The 16,537-nt window shown below is 74.3% G+C and carries 13 protein-coding genes; 6 read left to right on the top strand and 7 right to left on the bottom strand.

Going from position 1 to position 16,537, the window contains the following annotated elements; all coding sequences use genetic code 11:
• Positions 1-4: 4 nt before the first annotated feature.
• The 3 genes from ACFYSC_RS10840 (at position 5) to ACFYSC_RS10830 (ending at position 2,188) form a co-directional block, all read left to right on the top strand.
• On the top strand, positions 5-298 hold the full coding sequence (locus tag ACFYSC_RS10840) for a hypothetical protein (protein ID WP_389959685.1): 294 nt from the start codon (positions 5-7) through the stop codon (positions 296-298).
• Complete coding sequence (locus ACFYSC_RS10835; RefSeq protein WP_389959683.1) at positions 298-1,410, top strand: transglycosylase SLT domain-containing protein; 1,113 nt, start codon at positions 298-300, stop codon at positions 1,408-1,410. Before ACFYSC_RS10840 ends, ACFYSC_RS10835 begins: the two co-directional genes overlap by 1 nt.
• A 136-nt stretch (positions 1,411-1,546) precedes the next feature.
• On the top strand, positions 1,547-2,188 hold the full coding sequence (locus tag ACFYSC_RS10830; protein WP_389959680.1) for an MBL fold metallo-hydrolase: 642 nt from the start codon (positions 1,547-1,549) through the stop codon (positions 2,186-2,188).
• Positions 2,189-2,358: 170 nt separating this feature from the next.
• Here the strand turns inward: ACFYSC_RS10830 and mnmA are convergent, their stop codons facing one another.
• A complete protein-coding gene (gene mnmA, locus ACFYSC_RS10825; protein WP_389959678.1) occupies positions 2,359-3,429 on the bottom strand; it encodes a tRNA 2-thiouridine(34) synthase MnmA in 1,071 nt (356 codons plus the stop codon).
• A 158-nt stretch (positions 3,430-3,587) separates the two neighbouring features.
• A complete protein-coding gene (locus ACFYSC_RS10820) occupies positions 3,588-4,751 on the bottom strand; it encodes a cysteine desulfurase family protein (RefSeq protein ID WP_389959676.1) in 1,164 nt (387 codons plus the stop codon).
• Positions 4,752-4,925: 174 nt separating this feature from the next.
• Between ACFYSC_RS10820 and ACFYSC_RS10815 the strand changes: the two genes are divergently transcribed.
• The 3 genes from ACFYSC_RS10815 (at position 4,926) to ACFYSC_RS10805 (ending at position 7,699) form a co-directional block, all read left to right on the top strand.
• The gene (locus ACFYSC_RS10815) at positions 4,926-5,432 is read left to right on the top strand and encodes a TetR/AcrR family transcriptional regulator (RefSeq protein WP_362939037.1); all 507 of its coding nucleotides are present in this window, start codon (positions 4,926-4,928) and stop codon (positions 5,430-5,432) included.
• A 142-nt stretch (positions 5,433-5,574) separates the two neighbouring features.
• Positions 5,575-6,771 (top strand): MFS transporter, encoded by a 1,197-nt coding sequence (locus ACFYSC_RS10810; protein WP_389959673.1) that lies wholly within the window; start codon positions 5,575-5,577, stop codon positions 6,769-6,771.
• Between the two features lie 139 nt (positions 6,772-6,910).
• The gene (locus ACFYSC_RS10805) at positions 6,911-7,699 is read left to right on the top strand and encodes a rhomboid family intramembrane serine protease (protein WP_389959670.1); all 789 of its coding nucleotides are present in this window, start codon (positions 6,911-6,913) and stop codon (positions 7,697-7,699) included.
• A 184-nt stretch (positions 7,700-7,883) separates the two neighbouring features.
• On the opposite strand, the gene ACFYSC_RS10800 is transcribed toward ACFYSC_RS10805, so the two are convergent.
• The 5 genes from ACFYSC_RS10800 to ACFYSC_RS10780 form a co-directional block, all read right to left on the bottom strand.
• The gene (locus ACFYSC_RS10800; protein WP_389959667.1) at positions 7,884-8,837 is read right to left on the bottom strand and encodes an electron transfer flavoprotein subunit alpha/FixB family protein; all 954 of its coding nucleotides are present in this window, start codon (positions 8,835-8,837) and stop codon (positions 7,884-7,886) included.
• Positions 8,838-8,856: 19 nt separating this feature from the next.
• On the bottom strand, positions 8,857-9,636 hold the full coding sequence (locus tag ACFYSC_RS10795) for an electron transfer flavoprotein subunit beta/FixA family protein (RefSeq protein WP_362939025.1): 780 nt from the start codon (positions 9,634-9,636) through the stop codon (positions 8,857-8,859).
• Between the two features lie 448 nt (positions 9,637-10,084).
• Positions 10,085-11,542 (bottom strand): serine/threonine-protein kinase, encoded by a 1,458-nt coding sequence (locus ACFYSC_RS10790; RefSeq protein ID WP_389959664.1) that lies wholly within the window; start codon positions 11,540-11,542, stop codon positions 10,085-10,087.
• A gap of 50 nt (positions 11,543-11,592) precedes the next feature.
• Entirely contained in the window at positions 11,593-13,557 is a 1,965-nt protein-coding gene (locus ACFYSC_RS10785) for a serine/threonine-protein kinase (protein ID WP_389959662.1), read from the bottom strand.
• The gene (locus ACFYSC_RS10780) at positions 13,554-16,211 is read right to left on the bottom strand and encodes a protein kinase (protein ID WP_389959659.1); all 2,658 of its coding nucleotides are present in this window, start codon (positions 16,209-16,211) and stop codon (positions 13,554-13,556) included. Before ACFYSC_RS10780 ends, ACFYSC_RS10785 begins: the two co-directional genes overlap by 4 nt.
• Positions 16,212-16,537 lie beyond the last annotated feature (326 nt).

The following is a 16,537-nucleotide window of genomic DNA, read 5'->3' as shown; positions in this document are numbered from 1 at the left end:
CTCGGTGGCCGACGTCGACATCCATTTCCAGGCGCTCGATCAGTGCCGCACGACCGCGAGGACGCTGGCCGGGAAGTTCGAGGAGATCGGCGACAAGTACCCGGCCAAGACGGCCGACTCCTCCGTCTTCGGCAAGCTGACCGACTCCTCCGGTCTCGCCACAGCCCTCGACACGGTCGAGAAGACGCTCGACGACCAGCTCGGCCGCGTCGCCAAGAAGCTCAGGCTCGTGGAGCGGGCCCTCGACCAGGTGCAGGACAACGTGCGCGGCGCGAACCGGGCCGGAGGAGGTCGCTGATGGGCTCGGAACAGGTCCGCCAGCTCCCCGGCGGCGGCACACTGGCCGGCTACCTGGACCAGGTCAGCGGCGACCCCGAGGCGATCCGCGCCGTCGCGAAACGCTGGCGCGGCGCCAGCGGGAAGACGAACGAGCACCTCGGCGCCCTCGGCGCCGCCGTACGGAACGTGGACGACGCCTGGCAGGGCGCCTCCGCCGACGGCTTCGTCACCTACATGAGCAAGTACGGCAGAGCGGGCGAGGAGCTGGACATCGCGGTGTCGAGCTGCGCGAACTCCCTGGACGACGCCGCCGGCGCGCTGGAGGACGCGAAGGCGAAGATCGGCAGGATCGCCGACACGCTCCTGACCGACGTGTCCGCCTACCGCAGCAGCAGCCGCGGCGACACCCCGCGGGAAACCTCGGCGACCATCTCGCAGATGGCCTCCTCCGCCGCCGAGAAGGCCAAGCCCCACGTCGACGAGGCCGACAAAGCCGTCAGCAAGGCCATGAAGGAGATCAACAAGTACCTCGGCGAGCGGAAGATCACCTTCACCTCGATCGACGACCCCGGCGACCAGCCGTTCGTCCCCGGAGCCGGCCACACCGTGAACTGGGAGCGGACCGTCGGCTACCACCCCGCGGGAGGACCGGGCGGGGGCGGCCCCGGAGGCGGTTCCGGCGGCAACGGAGCCGGCGGCAACGGGTCCGGCGGTGGCTTCGGCGGCTACGGGCCCAGCGGCCCGCCCCCGCCCGGCGGCGGTCCCGCCCCCGAGGGCAGGGTCAAGGAGTGGATCGACCAGGCGATCGAGATCCTCAAGGAGCAGGGCGTCCCGGTCGGCAAGATGAACCCCAACGACATCTGGATGATCATTCAGCACGAGTCAGGCGGGAACCCGCACGCGATCAACAACTGGGACTCCAACGCGGCCGCCGGACATCCGTCCAAGGGGCTGATGCAGACCATCGACCCGACCTTCAACTCCTACAAGCTGCCGGGCCACGGCGACATCTACAACCCGGTGGACAACATCATCGCCGGGGTCCGCTACGCCATCAGCCGGTACGGGTCGGTCTCCAACGTGCCCGGCGTGGTCGGCAGCAAGACCGGCAGCGGCTACGTCGGCTACTGACCGCCCCACGGCCCGCGTACCCGGCGGCGCTCTCGCCCGCGTGCCCGGCCGGCGCGCGCCGTCAGCGTGCCCGCCGTACCCGGGGGCAGGTGGACGCGGGCGGGTGGCGTCCCGGGGCCGTGGCTAGGCTGGGACGATGAAGCTGACGAAGTTCGGGCACGCGTGCGTCCGTCTGGAGAAGGACGGCTCGGCCCTGGTCATCGACCCCGGCACCCTCAGTGAGGAGTCCGCGCTGGAGGGCGCGCGCGCCGTGCTCATCACCCACGAGCACTTCGACCACGTCGACGCCGAGCGGCTGCGCCGGGCGGCCGAGGCCGACCCGTCGCTGGAGATCTGGACGAACGAGGCGGTGGCCGCCACACTGACCGGCCTCCCCGCCGAGGTCCGGACCGTACGGCACGGCGACGCGTTCGACACGGCCGGTTTCGGGGTGAGGGCGGTCGGCGAGTGGCACGCCCCCAACCACCCCGACATCCCGGCCGTGCGCAATGTCGGGTTCCTGGTCGACGAGGAGGTCTTCTACCCCGGCGACGCGTTCACCCCGCCCGGCGCGGAGGTCCCCACCCTCCTGGTGCCGACCAACGCGCCCTGGATGAGGATGGCGGAGGCGATCGAGTATCTGCGCCGCGTCCGCCCGGCCCGCGCCTTCTCCACCCACGACGGCCTGCTCAACGACGTCGGGCTCCGCCTGGTCGACGGCTGGCTCGAACGGGAGAGCGAGGAGCAGAAGGCCGAGATACGACGCCTCAAGCCGGGCGAGTCCGTCACCCTGCCCTGAGCTCCTCCCCGGCCCGAAGGCCGGAGCGCCGGCCCGCGCTCCGGTGAACGGGCGCCCCTGGAGGGCGGTCCGTCACGTCATCGGGGAAACGGCCTCCGTGGCCGGACAGGCCCGCCGTGCACCGCGGGCGCGGGCCCGCCCCGGCGGGACGGGCCCGCCGGCGCGGACGGTCACGCGGCGGTGGCGATGGTGGCCGAGCCGATCACGGTGTCGCCCACGTAGAGCACCGCCGCCTGGCCCGCCGCGACCCCGGTGGCCGGGGCGTCGAGCGTGATGTGCACCTCGTCGCCGGAGAGCTGGGCGCGGCAGCCGTACACCTCGCCGTGCGCGCGGAGCTGGACGGTGCAGGCCAGCGGCTCGCGCGGCTCGGCGACCGGGCCGTTCCAGACCGGCCGGACGGCCACGATGGCGGTGACCTCCAGGGCTGAGCGGGGGCCGACCGTGACGGTGTTGGAGACCGGCTCGATGGACAGCACGTAGCGCGGCCGGCCGTCGGGGGCCGGGCGGTCGACGCGCAGGCCCTTGCGCTGGCCGACGGTGAAGCCGTACGCGCCCTCGTGGGTGCCGACGACCTCGCCCGAGACGTCGACGATCGGGCCGGGGGCCGCGCCGAGGCGGTCGGCGAGGAAGCCCCGGGTGTCGCCGTCGGCGATGAAGCAGATGTCGTGGCTGTCGGGCTTGTCGGCCACGGTGAGCCCGCGCCGGGCGGCCTCCTCGCGGACCTGCGCCTTGGTGGAGTCGCCCAGCGGGAAGATCGCGTGCCTGAGCTGGTCCCTGGTGAGGACGCCGAGGACGTAGGACTGGTCCTTGGCCGCGTCGGGGCTGCGGCTCAGCACGCCGTCGGCGAGCCGGGCGTGGTGGCCGGTGGCCACCGCGTCGAAGCCGAGGGCGAGGGCCCGGGTGAGGACCGCCTCGAACTTGATCTTCTCGTTGCACCGCAGGCACGGGTTGGGCGTACGGCCGGCGGCGTACTCGCTGACGAAGTCCTCCACCACGTCGCGGTGGAAGCGCTCGGCCATGTCCCAGATGTAGAAGGGGATGCCGATGACGTCGGCGGCCCGGCGGGCGTCACGGGAGTCCTCGACCGTGCAGCAACCGCGGGCGCCGGTCCGGTAGGACTGCGGGTTGGCCGAGAGTGCCAGGTGCACCCCGGTGACGTCGTGGCCGGCCTCGGCGATGCGGGCGGCGGCCACGGCGGAGTCGACGCCGCCGGACATGGCGGCAAGCACGCGAAGTGTCATAGCCCCTTGAGCGTACCGTCGCGACGGGGTACGCCGTCAGCTCGGGCCGCGCCGTGCCCCGGCGCGCGGGCGGCCACCGTACGGCCGCGCGGACGCCCCGGCTCCGGTACGGCCGGGCGGTCCCGGGTCCCGGTCACCGTACGGCCGCGCGGCGCGGGTCAGCTCAGGCCGGCCCGGCGGGCGCGTTCGACGACCGTGCCGATGACGGCGGCCACCCGGTCCACGTCGTCCCGGGTCGAGGTGTGGCCCAGGGAGAAGCGGAGCGAGCCGCGCGCCCGTACCGCGTCGGCGCCCATGGCCAGCAGGACGTGGGAGGGCTGCGCCACCCCGGCGGAGCACGCCGAGCCGGTCGAGCACTCCACGCCCTTGGCGTCCAGGAGCATCAGCAGCGCGTCGCCCTCGCATCCGGGGAAGGAGAAGTGCGCGTTGCCGGGCAGCCGGTTCACCGGGTCGCCGTTGAGGATCACGTCGGGGACGGCCTCGCGGACCCGGCGGATCAGCTCGTCGCGGAGCGCGGTCAGCCTGGCCGCGGTCTCGGCCCGGCGGCCCACGGCGACCCGTACGGCCGCCGCGAACCCGGCGATCGCCGGGGTGTCGAGCGTGCCGGAGCGCACGTCGCGCTCCTGTCCGCCGCCGTGCAGCACCGGCACCGGGTCGACGCCCCGGACCAGCAGCAGCGCGCCGGCGCCGATCGGGCCGCCGACCTTGTGGCCGGAGACGGTCATGGCGTCCACGCCGGAGGCGGCGAACTCGACCGGGAGCTGGCCGACGGCCTGCACCGCGTCGGTGTGGAAGGGGATGCCGTGGTCGTGGGCGACGGCGGCGAGCACGCGGACCGGTTGGACGGTGCCGACCTCGTTGTTGGCCCACATCACGCTCACCAGGGCGACGCTCTCCGGGTCGCGCTCGACGGCGTCGCGGAGGGTCTGCGGGTGCACCCGGCCGAGCTCGTCCACCTCCAGCAGCTCCACCTTCGCGTCCTGGTGGTCGCCCAGCCAGTGCGCGGGGTCGAGGGCCGCGTGGTGCTCGGCCGCACTCATCAGGATCCGGGTCGCGCCCCTGGCGCGGCGGGCCCAGTACAGGCCCTTGACGGCCAGGTTGTCGGCCTCGGTGCCGCCGGAGGTGAAGACCACCTCGCTCGGCCGGGCGTCCAGCGCTTCCGCGATGCTCTCCCGCGACTCCTCCACGACCCGGCGGGCCCGGCGGCCCGCGGCGTGCAGCGACGAGGCGTTGCCGACCACGCCGAGCTGGGCGGTCATCGCCTCGATCGCCTCGGGCAGCATCGGCGTGGTCGCCGCGTGATCGAGATAGGCAGACTCCACGACCGCACTTCCTTCCCCGGCCGCTTTCCTCCGGCCCTTCCAAGCGTATCCGCGCCCGGACGGACGCCGTCGCCGTGGTCCCGGGGGCACCGGGGCACCGGGGCGGCACGGGTGTCACGCGCGTCACAGCCGCCGCGCTTGCCGCTGTACCGTCCGGACGGTACAGTAAATGTCATGCGACGAGAAGAGCTACTGGACGCGGCGGAGGACCTCCTCTGCGACCAGGGTTCCGCGGCCCTCACCCTGGCCGCCGTCGCGGAGCGGGCCGGATGCAGCAAGGGCGGTCTGCTCTACCACTTCAACTCCAAAGAAGCCCTGATCAAAGGCATGGTCGAGCGCCTCATCGAGGACTTCGACCAGCTCGTCGCCACCCAGGGCCACGACACCTACACCAAGAACTACCTGGCCGCCACGTTCGAGGCCGTGCGGACCGGCAGGCTGCGGCGCTGGGCCGTGGTCACCGGCGCGTCCGGCAACCTCTTCCTCCTCGCCCCGTTGCGCGAGGCGATGGCCAGGTGGCACCGCGAAGGGCTGGACGACGAGCCCGACCCGGCCGCCGCGCAGATCGTACGGCTCGCCTGCGAGGGGCTGTGGGACGTGGCCAGCCACGACCCCGCCCTGTACGACGACGAGCGCTACGACGAGCTGAAACGGCGCCTGCTGGCGCTGCTGCCCGCCTGAGCGAACCGCTCCCGCGGCCCCTGCGCAACCCCTCCGACCGATCGCACCCGCGGTCGTCTCCGCCCACGCGGAGGCGGCCCGCTCGTGCGTGCCCGATCGACGTTCAACGATTTTCGTTTGAGTTCATCTGAAGGAGCCAGTGATGACCCGCGCCCTGAGGATGGCCCGTACCGGTGCCGTTCTCACCTTCGTGCTCGCCGGACTGATGTGCGGATCGATGACCGTGCGCATCCCCGCGCTGTCCGACAAACTCGGCCTGTCCGAGGCGTCGGTCGGCGTGACGCTGCTGGTGTGGGGCCTCGGCGCCCTCGTCACCATGCAGTCCATGCGCCGGGTGATGACCCGCTTCGGCAGCCGGAGCGTACTGCGGGTCGGCGCCCCCCTCTGCGCGGCGACGCTCGCCCTGCTGGCGTTCGCGCCGACGTATCCTCTGCTGCTGGTGACCGCAGGGCTCTTCGGCATGGCGTTCGGCGCCGTGGACGTCGCGATGAACGCCCAGGGTTCGGCCGTCGAACGCACCTACGGACGTCCGCTGATGAACGGCATGCACGCCGGCTGGTGCGTCGGAGCGATCTCCGCCGGCCTGCTCGGCACCGCGGCCATCGCCGCGGGGCTGTCGTCCACGGCGCACCTGGCCATCGTGGCCCTGGTCTCGCTGCCCCTGCTGGTCGCCATCAGCCGCACCTACCTGCCCGATCCGGTCGTCACCGAGGACGGCCGGGCCGGGTCGCGCCGCCGGATGCCGCCGGTGGTCTACCTGCTCGGTGTGATCGCGTTCTGCGCCTTCATGGTGGAGGGCACGGTCGCCGACTGGAACGGTCTGTACCTGCGTGACGTGCTCGGCGCCCCCGAGGCGCTGGCCGCGCTGGGCTACCCGGTCCTGGAGGCCGGCATGCTGTTCGGCCGTCTGGGCGGCGACCGGATCCGGGCCCGCTTCGGCGCCCGCGGCATGCTCATGGTCTCCGGGCTGGTGACCGCCGCGATGTTCGCCGTCGTCCTCACCGCCTCGACGGCCATGGTCGCCATCGCCGTCATGTTCCTCGTGGGCATCGGGGTGGCGACGATCTCCCCGATGGCCCTGTCCCTGGCGGGCGGCGCCGTCGCCAACCCCGGTCCGGCCATCGCCCAGACCGGTGCGATGGGGTACGCGGGGCTGCTGCTCGGCCCGGTCGTCATCGGCTTCATCTCCGATGTCGCCACCCTGCGGGCCGCGCTCGGCATCGCCGTGGTGCTGGGCCTGCTGATCGCCGTGGCCGCGCGGTTCCTGCCGCGCACCGGCACACAGGCCCCCGCCGCCCCGGCCGAGACCCCCGGCCGCGAACTCTCCATGGCCGCCTGACCGGCCACCACACCCGCCCGGCTCGGTGCCACGCTCCGTCAAGGTGGCCTGAGCCGGTCGAGGGGGATGACATCCGTACCGGTGAGCACGGGGAGGCCCGGACTACCGGCGCGCTCGGGTCTCCCTGCATCATCGGGTCATGCCCAGGACGCCGACCCCCCTCGTCACCGCCGCGGCCGTCGCGGTCACGGCGGTGCCCAGCCTCCTCCAGTTCGTCCTTCCGGCGTTGGAACCGGCGCTGCGACGTGATCCGGCGGCCGTCGCCGGCGGCCAGTGGTGGCGGCTGCTCACCTCGCTGGTGACCCAGGACGGCGGGATCGCGGGCACGGCCTTCAACCTGGTCACGCTCGCCGTGGTCGGCTGCCTCGCCGAACGGGCCCTGGGACCGTGGCGATGGCTCGCCCTGTACGGCGCGGGCGCGGTGTGCGGCCAGGTGGCCGGGATGCTGTGGGGCACCGTCGGCGCCGGGAACTCGATCGCCGTCTGCGGCCTGGCGGGCGGCCTCGCGATCGCCGCGCTGCGGGAACGGGCAGGGGCCACGCGCACCGAGAACACGCGGCCCGAAAGCACGCGGGCCGGGAGCCCGGAAGCCGGAACACCGCCGGCCGGAACCTCACGGACCGGAGCCTCTCGCGCCGGGGCCCTGGCGGGCTCGGTGGCCGCCTTCTACGCGTTGATCCTCACGGCCGCCGGGCTCCTGGGCGGCTCGACGGCCGGGACCGTCGCCCTCGTCGTGCTCTGCGCGGCGGGCGCCCAGCTCGTCGTCCACCGCGAACGGATGCCCCGGTGGGTCTTCCCCGCGGTCGTCACGGCCGGCGGGGCGCTCCTCGCGGCGTTCTCCGATCTGCACGGCCCGGCCCTGCTGGGCGGCCTCGTCTGCGGCCTGGCCGTCGCGGGGCGGCCCGCCGCACCGGCGCGGGAGGTCTGATCGCGCGAAGGCGCGAGCCGTCCGAGCGCGGAAGGTCTGAGCGCGGGAGGACGCGGGCCGTCCGAGCGCGAGGGGGCACGGGCCGCCCGAACGCGCGGAGGACGCGGGCCGTCCGAAAGCACGAGGGCGCCGCACGCGTGTGCGGCGCCCTCCGGCGTTCCGTGCCCGCCTCGCGGGCCGCGCGTCACTTGCGCTTGGCGATCTCCTCGGTCAACTGCGGGACGATCTGGTGCAGGTCGCCCACGACACCGAAGTCCGCCAGCTCGAAGATCGGCGCCTCGGGGTCCTTGTTGATCGCGACGATCGTCTTGGCGGTCTGCATGCCGGCCCGGTGCTGGATGGCTCCGGAGATGCCCGCGGCGATGTAGAGCTGCGGCGAGACGGTCTTGCCGGTCTGGCCGACCTGGAACTGGTGGGGGTACCAGCCGGCGTCGGTGGCGGCGCGGGAGGCGCCGACCGCCGCGCCGAGGGAGTCGGCGAGCTTCTCGATGATCGAGAAGTTCTCGGCCGAGCCCACGCCTCGCCCGCCGGAGACCACGATCGCGGCCTCGGTGAGCTCGGGACGGGCCCCCTTCTCCTCCTTGACGCGCTCGACGACCCGGACGGCCTTGGCCGCGTCGGAGACGGCCACCGAGATCCGCTCCTCGGCGCCCGCGCCCGCGGCGGCCTCGACCGGCGTGGAGTTGGGGCGGACGGCGATGATCGGGAGGCCCTTGGTCACCCGGGCCCGGACGTTGACGCCGCCGCCGAAGATCGAGTGCTCGGCGACCATTCCGTCCTGGATCCCGACGACGTCGGTGAGGATGCCGGCGTCGAGCTTGATCGCCAGGCGGGCCGCGATCTCCTTGGCCTCGGCCGTGGCGGCGACGAGCACCGCGGCGGCGGACTTCTCCGTGGCGAGCTGGGCCAGCAGCTCGGCCTTGGGCGCGACGACGTGGTCGGCGATGTCGGCCGAGTCGGCGACGTAGACCTTCTCGGCGCCGTACTCGGCCAGCCGGGCCTGGGCCTCGGCGGTGTATCCGGGGCCGGCCCAGACGGCCGACGGCGCGCCCAGCCTGCGGGCGAGCGTCAGCAGTTCGAGCGTGACCTTCTTGACCTGGCCCTCGACGTGCTCGACGAGAACGAGAATCTCAGACATTTCGGTTGACCCCCCGTCCTCAGACGAACTTCTTCGACGCGAGGAAGTCGGCGGTCTTCGCGCCGCCGTCGCCCTCGTCCTTGACGATGGTGCCGGCCGCGCGGGGCGGGGCGGCGGCGAAGTCGACGACCTCGCTCCAGGAGTTGGCCAGGCCCACCTGGGAGGCGTCGATCTCCGCGTCGGCGATGCCGAACGTGGTGACCGGCTTCTTCTTGGCGGCCATGATCCCCTTGAAGGAGGGGTAGCGCGGCTCGTTGATCTTCTCGACCACGGAGACCACGGCGGGCAGCGACGCCTCGACCCGGTCGTAGCCGTAGTCGGTGACGCGCTGGGCGGTGATGGTCTCGCCGTTCACCTCGACCTTGTTGGAGAAGGTGAGCTGCGGAACGCCGAGGCGCTCGGCCAGCATGGCGGCGAGGACGCCGGTGCGGGCGTCGGTCGACTCCGAGCCCAGCACGACCAGGTCGAAGCCGATCTTCCTGAGGGTCTGCGCCAGGGCGTAGGAGGTGCCCAGGGCGTCGGAGCCGTGCAGCGCGTCGTCCACCAGGTGGACCGCCTTGTCGGCGCCCATGGCCAGGGCCTTGCGGATGGTGTCGGTGGCCTTGCCGGGACCCATGGTGAGGACGGTCACCTCACCGCCGTGGGCCTCCTTCAGGCGCAGCGCCTCCTCGACCGCGTATTCACACAGCTCGTTGATGACGCCGTCGGCGGCGTCGCGGTCGAGCGTCTTGTCATCGGACCTCAGCTTGCGCTCGGTCGCCGTGTCGGGGACCTGCTTCACGCAGACGACGATGTTCATGGCCGGTGGCCGACCTCCCGTGTTCGCGTACGCCACCGCGTCGTTGCGGTTGGCGCCGGATGTGCGGTACGCGCACGCGGGGCACGTGCACGTGATGCCAAGACTGCCAGGTGCCCGAAGGGGGCGTGACAGTGGGATGTCCGGTCCGGCGCGCGCCCGCCGGCTCCCGACATCATGTTACCCATCGGTAGCTTAGGTGCAAACCGCCAGGCAGTATGGCATTCACCCGGCGATCCACCCCCGTTCCGACCGGTTCCCCCACCCTAACCGAACTATGTTCCACCCACGCGGGAGCCTCACCCGGGATTCGCCCGCGGCGAAAAGACGCCCCGCGGGCCCGGCGGGTGACGGCCCGTGAGGCGAACCGCCGGAGGTCTCCCGCTCCCCGGAACCGGCGGGCTCAGGGCTCCGCGGGTCCAGAGCCCTACGGGTTCGAAGTCCCCCGGGTTCAGGAGCCCAGGAGGATCGCCGCCACGACGAAGACGACGGTTCCCAGGGCCAGCGCGAGGGTCAGGGTGCTGAAGAACGCGCCGAGCACGGCCCACAGCGCGAGCGTCCCGGCGACGCAGCCCAGGTCGAGGATCGCCCGCCCGCGGTTCTTCCGGGCGAACATCGCGACCCCCGCGTCGACGGTCACCGTCAGCGTGTACGCCGACAGCAGCAGCAGCGACACCTCGGGCAACGGGTTCCGCGCCGTCGCCGCGGCCAGCCCGGTCAGCAGCCCGGTGCCGATCACCCAGCGGCGGTGCAGCACGGCGCGACGGCGCTCGCGCAGTTCCTCCGGCGAGGGCCTGCCGGGTGGCCGTTTCCGCCCGGGACGCCACTCGCGGGTGACCAGGCCGTGCAGCCCGCTCCCACCCACGCCACCGGTCCCGGTCCCGGCCGCGCCGTCCCCCGGCTCTCGGAAGGCGATGCCGGTCTCCGCGGCCCGCGCCTCCGCCGCCCGCGCCTCCGCGGCCCGCGCCTCCGCGATCCCGGCGGCGGGCCCGGCTACGGCGCTCCCCGCCCCACCGGATCCCCCGGCGTCGTCGGCCGGCTCGGCCGTGGCGACGGCGGCGAGGAGCGGGCGGACCGGCCGGGCGGCGCCGGCCTTCCTGGCGGGCAGTGCGGCCACCCGCGGCTCGGCCGCAAGGGCCGCCAGCAGCTCGGACGCCGAGGGACGGGCGGACGGATCGCGCCGCAGGCACGCGGCGAGCAGGGGCGCGAGCCAGCCGGGCACGCCCTCCAGGTCGGGATCGTGGTGGACGACGCGGTAGCCGACCGCCGACGCCGGGCCGACGCCGTACGGCGGGCGGCCGGTCGCGGCGTGGGCCAGCGTCGCGCCGAGCGAGAACAGGTCGGCCGCGGGACCGGCGTCCGCGCCCTCCAGCACCTCGGGCGCGAGGTAGCCGGGTGTGCCCAGGACCGCGCCGGACACCGTGACCGAGACGGAGTCGAGCGCGCAGGCGATGCCGAAGTCGATCACCACCGGCTCGCCGTCGCTCAGGATCACGTTGGCCGGCTTGAGGTCACGGTGGACGACACCGGCGGCGTGGATCGCCACCAGCGCCCCGGCCAGGCCGCGCGCCAGGCGCGCCAGGCCGTCCCCCTCGACGGCCCCGGCCGCGATGACCGCGCTGAGCGGGCGGCCCTGCGCGTAACGGGTGACGAGGTAGGGACGGGGAGCCGCCATGGAGGCGTCGAGCACCTCGGCGACGTACGGCCCCTGGACGCGCCGCATGGTCTCGACCTCGCGGGCCAGCCGGGCCAGGGCCGTCGCGTCGGCCGCGACGTGCGGGTGCAGGATCTTGACCGCGACCGTGCGACCCTCGGGGTCCAGCGCCAGGTGGACCTCGCCGAAGCCGCCCGCGCCGAGCGTGGACAGCAGGCGGTAGGGGCCCAGGCCCTCGCCGTCCGGTGTTCCCATGCGAACTCCCTCCGGCGTCGGCGTCCCCCCATCGTGCCCCAGGGGGACGATCACTTCCAGAAGGTGACGAAACCCAGACCCAGGCTGTTCAACAGGTCGTCGACGAGACCGCCGACGAGGTCGAGAACATCCATCTTCCCGCGGTTCACCTGGTTCTGCCATTCCAGCGTGAGCTGGTCGATGACCTGGGTCGGCGGCTTCCAGGGCGCGAAGGACGGGTGCATGGTGAACACGGCCATCACCGCGAAGAACGCCAGCGTGCCCAGGACGATCGTGGTCACCATCGCCGCGCCGGGGCTGCGGATGGAGGCGGTGAGCGTGCGGGCGACGGCCTTGCGCGGCTTGCCCCCGCCGGGCAGCACGAACAGCCCGGCCACGAACCCCCCGGCGGCGTAGGCGGCGGCCGTGTTGGGCCCAAGGTTCGCGCCGAACCGCAGCGCGCCCCACACGCACATTCCGAACATCGCGGCCAGCGGGGTGGTGAGAACGGTGGCGAACACCGCCTTGACCAGCGCCCACGGCGTGCCCAGCACCGCCAGCAGCGGATCGGCGGCGCTACCGCCGCGTACCGAGCGGCGCTCGGCGAGGTCCCCGAAGAGGTACTCGCCCACCCGCAGGCACAGCACCGCGACCAGCGCGACGGCGCTCACCATGACCGGGCGCACGCAGGCCAGCCCGACGAGGATCGTCAGCAGCAGCGCCGCGGCCAGCGGGTGGCCGGTGCGGTAGGGGGCGCGCTCCTGCGGCCGGGGCCGGGCCTCCGGCGGGGTGTGCGGCCGGGCCTGGGCCGGCGGGGCGTACGGCTGGGGCTGCCCGGTCGGCGGGGGCGGCGGGTAGCCGGCGACCCGCTGGTCGGGGTAGGGAGGCGGAGGGGACGCGCCCCGCCGCGTCGGGGCCGCGGCGTAGGGGGGCGGCGTGGCCGGCACGTACGGGGCGATCCCCTCGGGGGTCAGGCTCGGCTCGGGGCGGGCCGGCCGGGTCCGCCGTTCGGGCCTGGCGTACTCCACCGGCGGCAGCAGGTCCGCGTAGTCGTCGCCGCGCGGAAGCGTGCGGGTGCCGCCCGGCGGGGACCCCGGCCCGCCGGGCAGGGTCGAGGTGCCGTCGGCGTCGAGGACCCGGGTCCCGCCATCGTCGAGGACGCGGGTGCCGTCGGCGTCGATGACGCGGGTGCCGCCGTCGGCGGGCGGCGGCGTCTCGTGCAGGACCGTGGCCGTGGGGTCGAGCTCGCGGGCCATCCGGAGGAGTTCCTGGGCGCTCGGCCGGGCGTCCGCGTCGACCGCCAGCGCCCGGCGGAGCCAGCCGCGCAGCCAGGCGGGGGCCTGGTCGATGTTGGCCCGGCCCTCCATGATGTTGAAGCAGACGACCTCGAAGCTGCCGGTGCCGAACGGCGGTTTGCCGGTCGCGGCGAAGAACACCGTCGAGGCCAGCGCGTGCACGTCGGCCGCCTGGGTGATCTCGGAGTCACGGATGATCTCCGGGGCGAGGTAGCCGGGCGTGCCGACGAACATGCCGGTCTGGGTCAGCCGGGTGGCGTTGACCAGGTGCGCGATGCCGAAGTCGATGACCAGCGGCTCACCGTCGACGATCATCACGTTGGCCGGCTTGAGGTCGCGGTGGACGACGTCGGCGGCGTGGATCGCCACCAGCGCCGCGCACAGGCCCCGGGCGAGCCTGATCACCCCGTCCGCGTCGAGCGGCCCGTCGGTGAGGACGATGTCCTCCAGCGTGCGGCCCGGCGCGAAGCGGGTGACGATGTAGGGCTGCCTGCCGGTCAGCTCGGCGTCGACGACCTCGGCGACCTGTGGGCTGCGCACCCGCCGCATGGTCTCGACCTCGCGGGTGAGGCGGTCGCGGGCCTTGAGGTCGGCGGCCACGTGGGGGTGGAGCACCTTGACCGCCACCTCGCGGCCGTCCTCGTCGAGCCCCAGGTGGACGACCCCCATCCCGCCCTCACCGATCTGCCTGAGCAGCCGGTAAGGGCCCAGCCTCTCGGGCGCCTGCGTCTCCCCCGTCATCGCCCCGCCCTCTCCCGTAGCTCGTCCAGTCTGCTCACCACCGTCTTGACACCGACCGGCGTCCACCTCGCCTCCCGTGCCCCGTCGCGCACGGTTCCGGCCGCCATGACGACCGCCAGCACCGCCGCCGCCCCCAGCGCCACAGCCGTGATCACGGCCGCGCCGCGCGAAGGCAGCAATGATGCCAGCGTACGTCGCATCTGGCGGCTGGGGCCCTCAACCCCCGGTCCCGCGCAGATCGCCCACAGCGCCACCGCCGCCCCCCAGCTCAGCGCGTTCGTCACCGGCATGCCGGTGACCAGCACGGTCAGCAGGAGCGTCACCGGCAGGCCGAGGATCAGCGCGTACGGCAGGAGCGCGATCGTGACGCCCACCGCCTTCAGCAGCGCGGCGGGGTCGCCGAGCACCCGCAGGACGTCGGCCGCCGCCGCGCCGGCCGGACGGCGGGCGCCGAGGCCGGGCTGGGCGATGTCGGCCGCGCGCAGCAGGATCACGGCGGGCACGACCACGACGGCGGCGAGGACCGGCGCCAGGACGGCCACCGCCGCGACGGCGACCAGCGCCATCGTCGCGGCGACGCCGTGCGCCCGGGAACGCTGCAACAGGTGACCCGCCTGAGCCCCGGGCGGCCGGGGGTGAGGGTAGGGGTAGGGCGGCGGCGCGGAGTGCCGGTCGGGCCGCAGGTTCGGTGTGTGCTCGAACGGGTCCGCCGGCGCGGGCCACCGGTCACGCGGCCCCCCGGAGGGCACCGGCGGCGGGTACGGCGCCGCCGGGCGGGCGGTCCCGGGCCCCGAGCCGGGCCGGGCCTGGTGGTCGCGGGCGTACTCCTGCAACTCCTGGGGACGGACCCGCTGCGTCGGGATGTCGCCGTCCGGCACCCGCGGTGCGGGCCGTGACCGATCGGAGACACCGGGCCGGGCACCGTCGCCGGACATACCCGATATGCCGGACCGCTCGGATCCGGTCCACGCGCCCGGACCGGACCCGCCCGGCCCGAACGCGCCCGGCCGCGACGTGCCGGGGGCGGACACGCCCGGCCCCGACGCGCCCGGTGCGGGCATGCCCGGCCCTGATGCGCCCGATCCCGGTGCGCCCGGCCCGGACATGCCCGGCCTCGATGCGCCCGGCCCCGATGCGCCGGGGATGCCGGACGGACCGGTGGGCACGCGGCCGGTCGGGAGGTCCTCCGGCCCGAGCGCGCCGGTGGGCAGGTCGTGGGCGTCCTCCACGGCGGCGCGGCGCAGCTCATCGGGCGTCACCCTGCGGGTGGGCCAGGGATCGGACCGGTCGGCCGAACGCTCGGCCGGCCGACCGGCGGACCACTGCTCGCCGGAGCGCTGCCCGCCGGGCCCCTGCCCGTCAGCGCGCCGCTCACCGGCTCGCTCGCCGGACCGCTCATCGGGCCGCCGCTCCCCTGGCCCCTCGTCGGACCGCCGTCCCTCGGGCCGCCACCCATCGGGCCGCTGTTCGCCGAGCAGCGAGACGTACTCGTGCGCCGGGGACGCCGGAGAAGACGGAACGACCGGGGACGGCTGGGTCGGCTGGGGCGGCGGCCACGGCCCGGCACCCGGGCGGGGCGTCGCCGGGATCGGCACCTCACCGGGGTCGCCCGGCCGGCCCGCGCCTCCGGAATCGCCCGGCCGGCCGGGGAAGCCGTCCCCGCCGGGGATCCCCCGGCCTCCGGAGCCGTCCGGCCCGCCGGGAAAGCCGCCGCCCGCCGGGCCCGTGACACCGGAGCCGGCCACGCCGAGGCCGCCGGGACCGCTGTGACCTCCGGGGCCACCAGCGCCGGGGCCTCCGGGGCCCGTGTCGCCGAAGCGCGGGACCGTCGCGATCTCGTCGGGCGCCCAGGGCCGGCCGCCCCTGGCCATCAGACGCCCCACCTGCTCGGCCAGCTCGGCCGCCGTGGGACGCCTGGCCGGGTCGCGCTGGAGCGCGGCCCGCAGCAGCGGCCGCAGCGGCTCGGGGGCCGAGTCCACGTCGGCCTTGCCCGCCGTGATGTTGTAGAAGATCATCTCCAGCGTGCCCTTGCCGAAGGGCGGACGACCGGTGGCCGCGAAGACCAGCGTGCCGCCCCAGGCGTGCACGTCCACCTCGGGTCCGGCCTCGTGTCCCTCGATGATCTCGGGGGCGAGGTAGCCGGGCGTGCCGATGAACATGCCGGTCTGGGTGAGCCGGGTGGCGTCCACGGCCTGCGCGATGCCGAAGTCGATGAGGACGGGACGGCCTTCCAGGATGAGCACGTTGCCCGGCTTGAGGTCACGATGGATCACCCCGACGGAGTGCACGGCGGCCAGCGCCACCGCCACCCCGTGGGCGAGCTGGAGCAGGCCGGACAGCTCCAGCGGGCCGTCCTGCTTGACCAGTTCCTCCAGCGAGCGGCCGGGGACGTATCGCGTCACGATGTAGGGGCGGTGGCCGGTCACGTCGGCGTCGACGACCTCGGCGATGTACTCGCTGCGCACTCGGCGCATGGTCTCGACCTCGCGGGAGAGCCTGCGACGCGCCACGTCGTCTCCGGCGACCTCGCCGCGCAGGACCTTCACCGCCACCTGGCGGCCGCGGGGGTCGGTGGCGAGATGGACCACGCCCATGCCGCCCTCGCCGAGCCACCTGAGCAGCCGGTAAGGACCCAATCGGTCGTCCTGATTCATGGCATGTAGCACCATATCCGGTTAAACACCGCCCGTGAGCTGAACCATCAGGCCATACTCCCCGAACAAACAACGTCCGCCAGGCTTCAACGGTTTCCCAAAGGCAGGCAACACTCAATCTCTTTTCGGCGACGGTTCGCCCATTTTCCCCGGCTCCTCACCGGGCGTTCAGCTCACCGGCCGGACCACCCCGACGTTCACCGGCCCGGCCCCGGTTCCGCGGCCCGGCCTCGCCGCGCCTCCGGCCCGGCCCGGCTCCACACCCCGGCCCCCGCGCCTCCGATCCCGGTTCCCCGGTCCCGATCCCGCAGCCCGGCCCCGGTCCG

This window comes from Streptosporangium sp. NPDC004379 (assembly GCF_042873875.1).
Taxonomy (GTDB): Bacteria; Actinomycetota; Actinomycetes; order Streptosporangiales; family Streptosporangiaceae; genus Streptosporangium.
The sequence above is the reverse complement of the archived record's forward strand: the minus strand, read 5'-3'. Positions and strand labels throughout refer to the sequence as shown.

Excerpts from the sequence above, each read along its gene's own strand:
- ACFYSC_RS10835 (WP_389959683.1), top strand. The coding sequence starts at position 298 with ATGGGCTCGGAACAGGTCCGCCAGCTCCCCGGCGGCGGCACACTGGCC.
- ACFYSC_RS10830 (WP_389959680.1), top strand. The coding sequence starts at position 1,547 with ATGAAGCTGACGAAGTTCGGGCACGCGTGCGTCCGTCTGGAGAAGGAC.
- mnmA (WP_389959678.1), bottom strand. The coding sequence starts at position 3,429 with ATGACACTTCGCGTGCTTGCCGCCATGTCCGGCGGCGTCGACTCCGCC.
- ACFYSC_RS10815 (WP_362939037.1), top strand. The coding sequence starts at position 4,926 with ATGCGACGAGAAGAGCTACTGGACGCGGCGGAGGACCTCCTCTGCGAC.
- ACFYSC_RS10810 (WP_389959673.1), top strand. The coding sequence starts at position 5,575 with ATGACCCGCGCCCTGAGGATGGCCCGTACCGGTGCCGTTCTCACCTTC.
- ACFYSC_RS10805 (WP_389959670.1), top strand. The coding sequence starts at position 6,911 with ATGCCCAGGACGCCGACCCCCCTCGTCACCGCCGCGGCCGTCGCGGTC.
- ACFYSC_RS10800 (WP_389959667.1), bottom strand. The coding sequence starts at position 8,837 with ATGTCTGAGATTCTCGTTCTCGTCGAGCACGTCGAGGGCCAGGTCAAG.
- ACFYSC_RS10795 (WP_362939025.1), bottom strand. The coding sequence starts at position 9,636 with ATGAACATCGTCGTCTGCGTGAAGCAGGTCCCCGACACGGCGACCGAG.
- ACFYSC_RS10790 (WP_389959664.1), bottom strand. The coding sequence starts at position 11,542 with ATGGGAACACCGGACGGCGAGGGCCTGGGCCCCTACCGCCTGCTGTCC.
- ACFYSC_RS10785 (WP_389959662.1), bottom strand. The coding sequence starts at position 13,557 with ATGACGGGGGAGACGCAGGCGCCCGAGAGGCTGGGCCCTTACCGGCTG.
- ACFYSC_RS10780 (WP_389959659.1), bottom strand. The coding sequence starts at position 16,211 with ATGAATCAGGACGACCGATTGGGTCCTTACCGGCTGCTCAGGTGGCTC.